Source organism: Delftia sp. SD018 (genome assembly GCF_017355445.1).
Classification (GTDB): domain Bacteria; phylum Pseudomonadota; class Gammaproteobacteria; order Burkholderiales; family Burkholderiaceae_C; genus Comamonas; species Comamonas acidovorans.
The window spans coordinates 208,869-222,013 of record NZ_JADDRN010000001.1 but is presented as its reverse complement, the minus strand read 5'-3'; the positions used below and the strand labels follow the sequence as shown (position 1 = coordinate 222,013).

Sequence of the window (13,145 nt, the reverse complement as noted above, 5' to 3'; positions counted from 1 at the left end):
AAGGGTAAACCCCTGATTCACCCCGACCAGGCGCTAGAGGAAGCGCTCCAGCAGCTTGCGCGAGGTGCGGTCCAGCGCCGTGCTGTCGGGCACGCTGAACTGCACGCCGTCCTGGCTGGTGATCATCAGATGCGTGCGGCCCGACAGGCGCCGGATGTCTTCCTCGGCCTTGAGCACGAGCTGCACGGGCCCCCGGTCGGTCTCCAGGTCCCAGGTGCTGGGCGTGGAAAAGCCGGACACCTTGTGGATGCGCTGGATGACGGGCACGAACTCGCGCACGGCCAGGTCTTCCTCGATCAGCGTGCGGGCCTGCGCCGGCAGATGGTCCATGTGGTCCACCCACAGCGCCTCCTTGCCATCGACGGAGACCAGGGACAGGCCTTCCAGCGGTGCGGCAATGGGAAAGGCGCGCACGGGCACCACGGATTCGTGGCGCGTGCCGTCGGCCAGGATCAGCACCAGGCGGCCATGGGCGTTGCGCTCCATGCGCACACCGCTCAGATCGGCGGCGGCAGCGGAATGTTGGGCGTTGGACATGGCTTATTCCTCGATGGTGGTTGCGGCCAGGGTCAGGCCTGCGGCCTGGGCATCCTCTTCGGCGCGCCGCGCCTGGGCCTGGTAAAGGCGCCAGTAGGCGCCCTGCTTTTCCATCAGCTCGTCGTGCGGACCCACTTCCACGATCTCGCCCCGGTCCATGACCACGAGGCGGTCGGCCTTGCGCAGCGTGGACAGGCGGTGGGCAATGGCAATCGTCGTGCGGCCCTGCACCAGGTTGTCCAGCGCCTTCTGGATTTCCTTCTCGGTCTCGGTGTCCACGGCCGAGGTGGCCTCGTCCAGGATCAGGATGCGCGGGTCGATCAGCAGTGCGCGCGCAATGGAGATGCGCTGGCGCTCGCCGCCCGACAGGCCCTGGCCGCGCTCGCCCACCAGAGAGTCGTAGCCGTGCGGCAGGCGCAGGATGAATTCATGGGCGTGGGCCGCACGGGCCGCCGCCACGATTTCCTCGCGCGTGGCATCGGGCTTGCCGTAGGCGATGTTCTCGGCAATGGTGCCGAAGAACAGGAAGGGCTCCTGCAGCACCAGGCCGATGTTGCTGCGGAAGTCCGAGACCTTGAGCCTGCGGATGTCCACGCCGTCGAGCTGGATGGATCCCTCGCTCACGTCATAGAAACGGCTGATCAGGTTGACCAGGGTGCTCTTGCCCGAGCCGCTGTGGCCGACCAGGCCGATCATTTCACCCGGACGAATCTGCAGGTCCAGGTTCTTGATCACGGCGCGGCTGCCGTAGCGAAAGCTCAGGTTGTCCAGCGTGATGGCGCCCTGCACGCGCGGCAGCTTGACCGGGTTGACCGGGTCGGGCACGTTGCTCACGTGGTCGAGGATGTCGAAGATGCGCTTGGCGCCGGCCGCCGCCTTCTGCGTGACCGAGACGATGCGGCTCATCGAATCCAGGCGGCTGTAGAAGCGGCCGATGTAGGCGATGAAGGCCGTCAGGATACCGACCGTGATCTGGCCACCCGCCACCAGCCAGATGCCGAAGCCCCAGACCACCAGCAGGCCGATCTCGGTCAGCAGCGTCACCGTGGGTGTGAACAGCGACCAGGTCTTGTTGACCTTGTCGTTGGCCTGCAGGTTGACCAGGTTGGCCTGGGCGAAGCGGTCGGCCTCGCGCTTTTCCTGGGCGAAGGCCTTGACCACGCGGATGCCGGGGATGGTGTCGGCCAGCACATTGGTCACTTCGGACCAGACGCGGTCGATCTTCTCGAAGCCCGTGCGCAGGCGGTCGCGCACCAGATGGATCATCCAGGCGATGAAGGGCAGCGGCACCAGGGTGACCAGGGCCAGCCACGGATTGATGGAGAACAGGATGACCGAGGTCATCACGATCATCAGCACGTCGGTGGCGAAATCCAGCGCATTCAAGGATAGAAACAAATTGATGCGATCTGTTTCCGCCCCGATGCGCGCCATCAGGTCGCCCGTGCGCTTGCTGCCGTAGTAGTCCAGCGACAGCGTCAGCAGGTGGTTGTAGGTGGTGGTGCGCAAGTCCGAGCCAATGCGCTCGGAGACCTTGGCCAGCACGAAGGTGCGCGCCCAGCCCAGGCCCCAGGCCACCAGCGCTGCCGCCAGCAGGCCGCTCAGGTAGAAGACCACGAGGCTGCTGTCGATCTGCTGCCCGTTCTGGAACGGGATCAGGATCTTGTCCACGATGGGAATCGTCAGGTAAGGCGCCACCAGGGTGGCGCCCGTGGAGGCCAGGGTCAGCAAAAAGCCCAGCAGCAGCTGGTGCCGGTAGGGATGGGCAAAGCGCCACAGGCGCAGCAGCACCCAGGTGGAGGTTTGCGGACCCTGCTGGCGCGCGCAGGCCGGGCATTCGTCGGCCTCGGGCGGCAGCTCGGCCTGGCAGGCCGGGCAGCGGGGCACGTCGTCCTCGGGCTCGGCAAAGTCCTCGCCGCGTGCCAGGCGCTCGCGCTCATGGTCGAACTGCTGCAGCAGGCGCAGCACGGCCGCCTGGTGGCGCAGCGTGAAGCGCCACAGCGCCAGCCGCGCCGCAGGGCCGTGCAGTTCGAGGTTGCCCACGCCGCCGTGGTCCAGCGTGCGCAGATTCTGATCAATGGATAGTGCCCACTCACTCCACTGCTGATCTGCAGGATCACAGGCGAGGAGCCGCTGGTTGGTCAGCACAACCCAGCCTTCGCCGAAGCGCATATCGAGGGTCAGGTCAACCGGGACGAGGGCCAGCACGTTTTCATTGGAAGCGAGCCTGGCTCGCAGCCCAGCCCCGCGGGGGCTGGCAAGGAAGGCCGAAACGTCCACAGAATGGTGTTCTTGCATGTTGAGTTGTTTTTCCCGCCCCTGGCGGCTCCTGGTGTCATGCGGGCAACCGCAGCTCCCCGGTGGATATCCCGCGCTTTGCACGGCATACCCTGCTCAACGCGCCAACCCTGGTTTAGGCTGACAGCACTGCGCATGGGCTTTCTGAGCGCACAATCCTCTCCCATTCTCCGGCGATCCGCACCCGGGTCGTCGCTCACGCTTACCCGTTGATCGACATGGCGAAATTCAAAGACATCCAACTCTTGCGCACCACCTACCTGCGTGGACCCAGCGTCTGGACCTACCGTCCCGTGCTGGAGGTCTGGCTGGATCTTGGTGAGCTGGAGGACTATCCCTCGAACAAGCTTGACGGTTTCAACGAGCGCCTGACGGCCTGGCTGCCCGACCTGATCGAGCACCACTGCGGCGTGGGCGAGCGCGGCGGCTTCATCCAGCGCCTGGAAGGCGGCACCTGGTGCGGCCATGTGCTGGAGCACATCATCATCGAGCTGCTGAACCTGGCAGGCATGCCGGCCGAGTTCGGCCAGACACGCGAGATTTCCCAGCGCGGCATCTACCGCATGGTCTTCCGCTGCCCCGAGGAAACCGTGGCGCGCACGGCCCTGGCCTACGGCCACCGGCTGATCATGGCCGCCATCAACGACGAGCCCTTCGACCTGAAGGCCGCCGTCAAGGCCATCAAGACCGAGATCAACGACCGCTACCTGGGCCCGAGCACGGGCTGCATCGTCGATGCTGCAGGCGAGCGCCGCATTCCCCACATCCGCCTCAATGACGGCAACCTCGTGCAGCTCGGCTATGGCGCCGCGCAGCGCCGCATCTGGACCGCCGAGAGCGACCAGACCAGCGCCATTGCCGAAGGCATTGCCCAGGACAAGGACTTCACCAAGCGCCTGCTGGCCGCCTGCGGCGTGCCCGTGCCCGAAGGCCAGATCGTCAACAGCCCCGAAGAAGCCTGGGAAGTGGCGCAGGACATCGGCTTTCCCGTCACCGTCAAGCCCTCGGACGGCAACCACGCGCGTGGCGTGACGCTGGACCTGCGCGACGAGGCCGACATCAAGACCGCTTTTGCGCTGGCCCAGCCCGAAGGCTCCGACGTGATCGTCGAGCGCTTCATCGACGGCACCGAGCACCGCATCCTGGTCGTGGGCGGCAAGGTCGTGGCGGCCTGCCGTGGCGAGACCGTGAGCGTGGCCGGCAACGGCAAGTCCACGCTGCGCGAACTGGTCGCCGTGGTCAACCAGGACCCGCGCCGCGGCCCCGAGCAGGAATACCCGCTGGACTGGATCAACCTCGAAGCCCCGGCTGTGAAGCTGGAACTCAAGCGCCAGAACGTCACGCCCGACAGCGTTCCCGCCCAGGGCACCAGCGTGCTGCTGCAGCGCAACGGCAACATGGCCATCGACTGCACGGATGAGGTCCACCCCGAAGTGGCCTACATGGCCACGCTGGCCGCCAAGATCGTGGGCCTGGACATCGCGGGCATGGACATGATCCTGCAGGACGTCTCGCGCCCCATGAAGGAGCAGGGCGGCGCCATCCTCGAAGTCAACGCCGGCCCCGGCCTGCTGATGCACCTGAAGCCCACCAGCGGCGCGCCGCGCCCCGTGGGCATGGCCATCGCCGACCACCTGTTCCCGCGCACCGAAGAGGGCACGGGCGCAGGCCGCATCCCCCTGGTGGGCATTGCCGGCACGCGCAACAACGGTTTCACGGCCCGCCTGGTGGGCTGGCTGCTGCAGCTGTCGGGCAAGCTCACGGGCGTGGCCAGCAGCGAGGGCATGTTCCTGTCCAACCGCCAGACCCAGAAGACCAACACCGCCAACTGGGCCGGTGCCCACCGCCTGCTGACCAACCGCCTGGCACAGGCCGCCGTCATCCAGACCACGGCCCGCTCCATCCTGGAGGAAGGCCTGGCCTACGACCGCTGCCTGGTCGGCGTGGTCACCGACATGGACGGCTTCGAACAGTTGCCCGACCATGACGTGCACGAGCAGTCGCAGATGACGCGCGTGATGCGCACCCAGATCGACGTGGTGCTGGACGAAGGCGCGGGCGTCCTCAATGCCGACATCGAGCAGGTGGCCGACCTGGCCCGCCTGTGCGACGGCGAGGTGCTGTTCTATTCGATGCAGGCAGACAGCCCCGTGGTCGCGGCCCACCGTTCCGAGAGCGAAGGCCGTGCCGTCTTCGTGCGCGGCAACCAGGTGATCCTGGCCACGGGCGCTGCCGAGCGCGTGCTGGGCACGCTGGACGCACTGAGCCTGCCCGGCGGCCTGCGCCCGGACACGCCGGCCCTGCTGGCTGCCATTGCCGCCGCGTGGTCCATGGACATTGCCCCCGACCTCATCGTCGCCGGCATCAAGACCTTCGACTACACGCCGGCCGCCGCAGCCACCGCCGCCTGAGCCCGACCACACGATGACATGCAGGCAGGCCCGGCGACGCGGGCCTGCCCTCCGAAAGAAGACACTATGCAGATCACCCGCATCCGAGCCCTGCGCGGCCCCAATCTCTGGACCCGCAGCACCGCCATCGAAGCCATCGTGCAATGCGAGCCCGGCGAGTGCGATTACTCGGCCCTGCCCGGCTTCGAGGACAGGCTGCGCGCGCGCTTTCCCAAGATCGGCACGCTGCAGCCGCACGGCGCCGACCAGCGCCTGTCGCTGGCCCAGGTGCTGGAAGTCGCGGCCCTGTCGCTGCAGGCCCAGGCCGGCTGCCCGGTGACCTTCAGCCGCACGCATGAAACCGTGGAGACCGGCACCTACCAGGTGGTGGTGGAGTACACCGAAGAGGCCGTCGGCCGCCTGGCCATGGAACAGGCCGGCGAGCTGCTGCAGTCGGCCCTGGCCGACACGCCCTTCGACGCCGACAAGGTGGTGGCCCAGCTGCGCGAACTCGACGAGGACGAGCGCATCGGCCCCTCCACCGGCTCCATCGTCGATGCGGCCGTGGCGCGTGGCATTCCCATCCGCCGCCTGACCTCGGGCTCGCTGGTACAGCTGGGCTGGGGCTCCAAGGCGCGCCGCATCCAGGCCGCCGAGCTGGACCAGACCAGCGCCGTGGCCGAATCCATCGCCCAGGACAAGGACCTGACCAAGCGCCTGCTGCACGCCGCCGGCGTGCCCGTGCCGCTGGGCCGCCCCGTCAAGGACGTGGAAGAAGCCTGGCTCGTGGCCCAGGAAGTGGGCCTGCCCGTGGTGGTCAAGCCCCAGGACGGCAACCAGGGCAAGGGCGTGGTGGTCAACATCACCACGCACGAGCAGCTCAAGGCCGCCTTCGCCACCGCCTCGGAATTCGGCGACGACATCATGGTCGAGCGCTTCCTGCCCGGGCATGACTTCCGCCTGCTGGTGGTCGGCGGCCAGCTGGTGGCCGCTGCGCGCCGCGAGCCGCCCCAGGTGCTGGGCGACGGCCAGCACACCATCCGCGAGCTGGTGGACATCGTCAACCAGGACCCGCGCCGCGGCTCGGGCCACGGCACGGCGCTGACCAAGATCCGCCTGGACGACATCGCCATCGCGCGCATCGCCACCGAAGGGCTCACGCCCGAATCCGTGCCGGCCCAGGGCCAGCGCGTGGTGCTGCGCAACAACGCCAACCTGTCCACGGGCGGCAGCGCCACCGATGTGACGGACGACGTGCACCCCGACATCGCCGCGCGCGCCGTGGAGGCCGCCCAGACCATCGGCCTGCACATCTGCGGTGTGGACGTGGTCTGCGAGACCATGCTGCGCCCGCTGGAAGAGCAAAACGGCGGCATCGTCGAAGTCAACGCCGCGCCGGGCCTGCGCATGCACCTGGCGCCGTCCTTCGGCAAGCCCCGCAACGTGGGCGTGCCCATGGTCGATGAGCTGTTCGCGCCGGGCCAGGACGGCCGCATCCCGCTGGTGGCTGTCACCGGCACCAATGGCAAGACCACGACCACGCGCCTGATCGCCCACCTGTTCACCTCGCATGGCTGGCGCACGGCCATGACGAACACGGACGGCGTCTACGTCAACGGCCGCCAGATCGACAGCGGCGACTGCTCGGGCCCGCGCAGCGCGCGCAACGCCCTGGCCCACCCCGAGACCGATGCGGCCGTGCTCGAATGCGCACGCGGCGGCATCCTGCGCGAAGGCCTGGGCTTCGACCGCTGCCAGGTGGCCGTGGTCACCAACGTGGGCGCGGGCGACCATCTGGGCCTGAACTACATCACCACGGTGGAAGACGTGGCCGTGCTCAAGCGCGTCATCGTGCAGAACGTGGCCACCGACGGCTATGCCGTGCTCAACGCGGCCGATCCGCTGGTCGCCGCCATGGCCTCCACCTCGCCGGGCAAGGTCATCTATTTCGCGGCCGACCGCCACCACCCCGTGATGGCCACGCACCGTGCCCAGGGCAACCGCGTGGTCTACGTGGACGGCGACAGCATCGTCGCGGCCGAAAGCTCGTGGCGCGAGACCATCGCGCTGCGCGAGATCCCCATCACGCGCAACGGCACCATCAGCTTCCAGGTGGAGAACGTCATGGCCTCCATCGCCGCCGCCTGGGGCGTGGGCATGCCCTGGCAGACCATCCGCCGCGGGCTGGCCGGCTTCGTCAACGACAGCGACAACGCGCCGGGCCGCTTCAACGTCATGGACTACCGTGGCGCCACGCTGATCGCCGACTACGGCCACAACCCCGACGCCATTCGCGCCCTGGTCCAGGCCGTGGATGCCATGCCGGCCCAGCGCCGCAGCGTAGTGATCAGCGGCGCGGGCGACCGCCGCGACCAGGACATCACCGAGCAGACCCAGATCCTGGGCAAGGCCTTCGACGACGTCATCCTCTACCAGGATGCCTGCCAGCGCGGCCGCGCCGACGGTGAAGTCCTGGCCCTTCTGCAGCAAGGCCTGCAAGGCGCACCGCGCACCGACTACGTGACCCAGATCCAGGGTGAGTTCAACGCCATCGACCATGCGCTGGCGCGACTGACACCCGGCGACCTGTGCCTGGTGCTGGTGGACCAGGTGGAAGAAGCCCTGGAGCATCTTCGCCGCCATGTGGCGGGTGAGGCCTGACATGAACGGCCGGGCCTTGCTCACGGCCGCTCTGGCCACGCTGCTGCTGGGCGCCTGCGGTGCGCGCGCCGAGCAGGTCGGCGCGGTGGACACGGTGTTCAAGTTCATAGGCCCGGACCACAAGATCGTGGTCGATGCCTATGACGATCCCAAGGTGGCGGGCGTGACCTGCTATGTCTCGCGCGCCAAGACCGGCGGCATCAAGGGCGGCCTGGGCCTGGCCGAGGACCGCGCCGAAGCCTCGATCAGCTGCGTGCAGACCGGACCCATCCAGATCCCTGCGCCGCTCAAGCAGCAGGACGAGGTGTTCACCGAACGCATCTCGCTTCTGTTCAAGCGCCTGCGCGTGGTGCGCATGGTCGATGCGCAGCGCAACACCCTGGTCTACATGACCTACTCGGACCGCGTGATCGAAGGCTCGCCGCAAAACAGCGTCACCGCCGTGCCCGTGCCGCGCAGCACGCCGATTCCGATGGGCAAATAACCCGCCTCAGTCCTGGGCGTGTTGGCGGCAGGCCTGCACAAAGGCCGCCAGCGCCGGCGAGCGGCGCTTGCCCGCCCGCTGCACCAGCGAGAAATCCCGCCACATGCGCGGCAGCGTGGTCGGCAGCACGGCCAGCTCTCCCGAGGCGACCAGGGCCTGCACCAGCACGCGCGACAGGCAGCTGATGCCCAGGCCCTGGGCCACGCAGCGCGCTATGGCCTCGGAGCTGCCCAGCGTGGCGGCGGCCGGCAGCTGGTGCAGATGCGGCAGCAAGGCATGCTCCACCATCTCGCGTGTGCCCGAGCCCGGCTCGCGCAGCAGCCAGCGCGCACCGCGCAAGGCGGCCACGCCAAGCGGGCGCTGGCCTGCGGCCTGCACCAGCGGGTCCTGTGCTGCAGCCACGATGACGAGTTCATCACGCATCCAGGGCTCGACCTCCAGCCCGGGCCAGTGGCTGGTGCCCTCGATCAGGCCCAGGTCCACGTCCAGCGATTCCACGGCCTGGCCCACCTCGCGCGTGTTGGCGATCTGCAGGTCCACGCTCAGGTGCGGATGGCTGCGCGCCAGGTGCGCGAGCACGGCCGGCAGCGCATAGGTGCCTATGGTGGTGCTGGCTGCCACGCGCAGACGCACGGGCAGGCTGGCGGCCCGCACCGAAAATGCCTGCTCTATGCCCCTGGCCTGCTCCAGCAGCGCCAGCGCCTCGGGCAGCAGGGCGCGCCCCGCGTCGTTGAGCGCCAGCCGCCGGCCCACGCGCTCGAACAGTTGGGCGCCCATGGCCTGCTCCAGCTGCTGCAGCGCGGCGCTGGTGGCCGACTGCGACAGGGCCACGGCGTCGGCCGCGGCCACGGTGGAGCCCGCCTGGGCGACGGCGCAGAAGATTTCAAGTTGGCGCAGGGTGAGGTGCAGCATGGCGTGCAGTCTGAACGAGGCATCAACCTGTTTCCCCGGTTGGTGCTACAAAAACTATTCGTTATACGAATATAGCCAAGAAATCTAAAGTGCCTCCCATGCACCGCGCTCCTGACGCGGTGCGCAGGCACCATGAACACCACATCCCTCCCACGCCCCTCCCATCCGTCCGGCTGGCTGCGCCAGTTGACCGAGCTTGCGCCCGGCCTGCTGCTGGCCGGCGCCATTGCCGCAGCCGCCACCTGGGGCGCACGCCAGCCCCTGCTGGCCGGCTCGGGCCTGAGTGCACTGACGCTGGCCATCTGCATCGGCCTGGTCATCGGCAACACCGTCTATCCGCGCCTGGCGCCCGGCTGCCATGCCGGCGTGGGCCTGGCCAAGCAGCGCCTGCTGCGCGCGGGCATCGTGCTCTACGGCCTGCGGCTGACCTTCCAGGACATAGGCCATGTGGGCATGGCCGGCGTGGTGGTCGATGCCCTGGTGCTGGGCAGCACCTTCTTGCTGGCGCAGTGGCTGGGCCGCCGCGTCTTCGGGCTGGATGCGCGCACCACGGTGCTGATCGGCGCGGGCAGCTCCATCTGCGGCGCCGCTGCCGTGCTGGCCACCGAACCCGTGATCAAGGGCCGCGCCGAAGACGTGGCCGTGGCCGTGGCCACCGTGGTGGTCTTCGGCACCGTGGGCACCTTCCTCTACCCCGCGCTGTTCCACTGGAACGCCGCCCACGGCTGGCTGGACATGTCGCCCGCGCAGTACGGCCTGTACGTGGGCTCCACCGTGCACGAGGTGGCCCAGGTCGTGGCTGCCGGCGAAGCCATTGCCCCCGAAGCCGCCGACGTGGCCGTGATCTCCAAGATGGTGCGCGTGATGATGCTGGCCCCCTTCCTGCTGCTGCTGTCCATGGCGGTGACGCGCGGCAACCGCAGCAGCCAGGTGAGCGACGGCCAGCCGCGCCGCATCACCATTCCATGGTTCGCCCTGGGCTTCGTCGCCATGGCCGGCGTGAACTCGCTGGGCGTGCTGCCTGCCGCCGTGGTGCAGGTGGGCGTGCAGCTGGACAACGCCCTGCTGGCCGTGGCCATGGCGGCCCTGGGCCTGACCACCCATGTCCGCGCCGTGCGTGCCGCAGGCACGAAGCCCCTGCTGCTGGCCGCCTTGCTGTTCGCATGGCTGCTGGTGGCGGGCCTGCTCTTCAACCGCTGGGTGCCCGGCTTGCTCTGAAGCCGTCCGCATCCATCGACCGGCCCTGCAAAGCATCGTCTTGCAGGGCCTTTTTCATCGACCGCCCACCTGAACAAGGGAATACCCTTAAATCAAATGCAGACACAATTAATTTGCAATGCAAATTAATTGCATTGCAAAGATAATCGAGGCATGTCCTTTGCCTCTGCCCCTCCCCGCGCCCGTCTCGGCTTTCTCATGGTCACCCTGGTACGCCAGTGGCGCCGCCAGGTCGAGGAGCAACTGCTGGCCGACGGCCTGACCGATGCCACCTGGGCACCGCTGATCCACCTGCGCGCCTGGGGCGACGGCGTCACGCAAAAGGAACTGGCCGAGCGCGTGGGGCTGGACGGCTCCAGCCTGGTGCGCCTGCTCGATATTCTGGAAGGCCACGGCTGGGTGGAACGCCGTGCCGACCCCGGCGACCGGCGCAGCAAGCGCATCTTCCTGACCGATGAAGGCAACGGCGCCGTGGACCGCGTGCGCGCCACCATGCTGCAGGCCGAGCTGGCCATGCTGCAAGACCTGGACGATGCCGAGGTCGAGGCCATGCTGGCCGGCATGGCCAAGATCCAGGCGCGCATGGCCGCGCTGCGCACGGAAGGCGCGCCATGAGCGCCCTCCACGATGCCTATGGCCGCCTGCTGCAGGCCTCGGTCCGCTGGGGCTTCGACCCCGTGCGCCTGCGCCAGCATCTGCGCACGGCCTTTGCAGCCTGCCTGGCTCTGCTGGCTGCCTGGCAGCTGGGGCTGGAGCATCCGCAGTGGGCTGCCATGGCCACCTGGGCCGCATCCCAGCCGCTGCGCGGGCAACTGCTCGAAAAAAGCTTTTTCCGGGTCGCAGGCACCGTGGCCGGCACGGCCGTGGGCGTGGGCCTGGTGCTGCTGGCCCAGGGAAACCTGCTGTGGCTGGTGCTGGGCCTGGCCGTGTGGCTGGGCCTGTGCGCGGGCGTGGGCAATCTGCAGCGCAGCTTCGTGGCCTACGGCACCATGCTGTCCGGCTATTCGGCGGCCATGGTCGCGCTGCTGGACTTCGCCCATCCCGACCAGGTCTTCGCCCTGGGCTGGGACCGGCTGTTCACCGCGCTGACCGGCGTGTTCGCAGCCCTGCTCGTGGGCTGGCTGTTCACGCCCAAGGGCAGCGGCATTCCCGGCAATGCCGAGGTGCGCCAGCTGTTCGCGCAACTGCTGCGTGATATGGCCGACAGCCTGCAGGCGCGCGGCCGTGCGTCCCTGGGCTCGCAGGAGATCGCCGCCCGCCTGCTGGCCATGGCGGTGATCGAGGAGGGGCTGGACCCGCACGCCGCAGGATCGCAGCGCTCGCGCGAGGCCGTGCACGCGCTGCGCCGGCTCATGAATGCCCAGATCTCGGCCCTGCTGTGGCTGCGCGATGCACCGTCGCAGGAGCCGCCTGCGGCCTTTGGCGAGGCGCAGGCCCTGGCCGCAGCGCAGGCGCTGCGCGAAGCCGCCCTGGCGCTGGAGACCCGCGTGCAGTTGCACGAGGCCGCGGCGGCCCTGGTGCGCGCACGCGAGGCCGCTGTGGCCTGGCCCGGTGCAGCCGACATGCTGGCCCCGATGGGCTTTGCGCTGCAGGCCCACCTGGCCGCCACCCATGACGTGGCCCTGCCGCCCGGCCACCGCGCCCGCCAATGGCCGGTGGTGCTGCACAGCGACTGGCTGGGCGCGCGCCGCGCCATGCTGCGCGCCAGCGCGGCCATCGCCATCGTGGGCCTGCTGTGGGTGGTGACGGGCTGGAGCGGCGGTGCCTACATGCTGCTGGGCATGTCCATCATGCTGACCGTGTTCTCTGGCTTCGAGAACCCTTCGGCCACCATGCGCCATGTGACCCTGGGCCAGGCCCTGGGCGTGCTGGTGGCCCTGGCCTGCCAGTGGCTGGTCTGGCCGTTCGCCAGCAGCCAGGCGGGCCTGGTGTGGCTGATGCTGCCCTTTGTCTACGTGGGCGCGCTGCTGTTCTCGCACCAGCGCACCGCGCTCTCGGGCTATGACTGCAACATGGTGCTGCTGCTCCTGCTGCAGCCCCACTACCCGCAGACGGCCAGCTTCGGCCATGCGCTGGCCCTGGGGCTGGCCGTGGTGTCCGGGCCGCTGGCTGGCTGGGCGGCCTACCGCTTCATCCTGCCGGTCACGCTGCAGGGCCGGCTGCAAAGCCTGCGCTCCATGATGGTCCACGAGCTGCAGGACATGGCCGCCACGCCCGGCCATGCGCGCGATGGCCGCATTTGGCGCGCCCGCCTGTACCACCGGCTGCTGCGCCTGGTGCGCATGTCGGAGCAGGCCGGAGGGCAGCTGGGTGCGCAGGCAGCGGAGTGCGGCCTGGCCGCCCTGCATGTGGGCCGCGCCATCCAGGCGCTGCACCAGCTGTCCGGGGAAGCGGCCCTGGGCGACGGCACCGCCCGCGCCGTGCGCGCCGCGCTGCTGCGCCTGCAGCGGCTGCAGCAGGCGCCCGGCCAGTGCCCGCCGCTTTTGCGCGCGCTGGCGCAGCGCGTGGCCGAACGCCATCCCGACCAGGCGCGCCAGCTGCGCCATGCCTCGCATGAGATCGCGCAGCATGAAGCCTTCTTCCGCAACGCCGGTTGAAGCACGGACCCATGCCAGAATGGCTAGCCCAGGCCGGCAGCGCCCCAC

9 protein-coding genes are annotated in these 13,145 nt (G+C 69.0%); 6 read left to right on the top strand and 3 right to left on the bottom strand.

The window, feature by feature from the left end; all coding sequences use genetic code 11:
• Positions 1 to 33: 33 nt before the first annotated feature.
• Positions 34 to 537, bottom strand: a complete 504-nt coding sequence (locus INR38_RS00990; RefSeq protein WP_099732791.1) for a DUF1854 domain-containing protein — start codon at positions 535 to 537, stop codon at positions 34 to 36.
• A gap of 3 nt (positions 538 to 540) precedes the next feature.
• Complete coding sequence (locus INR38_RS00985) at positions 541 to 2,835, bottom strand: ABC transporter transmembrane domain-containing protein (RefSeq protein ID WP_063328359.1); 2,295 nt, start codon at positions 2,833 to 2,835, stop codon at positions 541 to 543.
• 218 nt (positions 2,836 to 3,053) lie between these two features.
• Here INR38_RS00985 and cphA (INR38_RS00980) point away from each other — a divergent pair, with 218 nt between their 5' ends.
• From cphA (INR38_RS00980) to INR38_RS00970, 3 genes are all read left to right on the top strand, one after another.
• The gene (cphA, locus tag INR38_RS00980) at positions 3,054 to 5,246 is read left to right on the top strand and encodes a cyanophycin synthetase (RefSeq protein WP_207441571.1); all 2,193 of its coding nucleotides are present in this window, start codon (positions 3,054 to 3,056) and stop codon (positions 5,244 to 5,246) included.
• Positions 5,247 to 5,312: 66 nt separating this feature from the next.
• Positions 5,313 to 7,886, top strand: coding sequence for a cyanophycin synthetase (gene cphA, locus INR38_RS00975; RefSeq protein WP_063328360.1), 2,574 nt, complete (start codon positions 5,313 to 5,315; stop codon positions 7,884 to 7,886).
• A 1-nt stretch (position 7,887) separates the two neighbouring features.
• Entirely contained in the window at positions 7,888 to 8,370 is a 483-nt protein-coding gene (locus INR38_RS00970) for a CreA family protein (protein WP_180318779.1), read from the top strand.
• 6 nt (positions 8,371 to 8,376) lie between these two features.
• On the opposite strand, the gene INR38_RS00965 is transcribed toward INR38_RS00970, so the two are convergent.
• Positions 8,377 to 9,282 (bottom strand): LysR family transcriptional regulator, encoded by a 906-nt coding sequence (locus INR38_RS00965; protein WP_071956838.1) that lies wholly within the window; start codon positions 9,280 to 9,282, stop codon positions 8,377 to 8,379.
• 132 nt (positions 9,283 to 9,414) lie between these two features.
• Here INR38_RS00965 and INR38_RS00960 point away from each other — a divergent pair, with 132 nt between their 5' ends.
• The 3 genes from INR38_RS00960 (at position 9,415) to INR38_RS00950 (ending at position 13,097) form a co-directional block, all read left to right on the top strand.
• Positions 9,415 to 10,500 carry a YeiH family protein gene (locus tag INR38_RS00960; RefSeq protein WP_207441570.1) on the top strand — a complete coding sequence of 362 codons (1,086 nt, stop codon included), beginning with the start codon at positions 9,415 to 9,417 and terminating at the stop codon, positions 10,498 to 10,500.
• A gap of 153 nt (positions 10,501 to 10,653) precedes the next feature.
• Positions 10,654 to 11,115 (top strand): MarR family transcriptional regulator, encoded by a 462-nt coding sequence (locus INR38_RS00955; RefSeq protein WP_012207511.1) that lies wholly within the window; start codon positions 10,654 to 10,656, stop codon positions 11,113 to 11,115.
• On the top strand, positions 11,112 to 13,097 hold the full coding sequence (locus INR38_RS00950) for an FUSC family protein (RefSeq protein WP_207441569.1): 1,986 nt from the start codon (positions 11,112 to 11,114) through the stop codon (positions 13,095 to 13,097). The genes INR38_RS00955 and INR38_RS00950 overlap by 4 nt, the downstream gene beginning before the upstream one ends.
• The last annotated feature ends 48 nt before the right edge of the window (positions 13,098 to 13,145 follow it).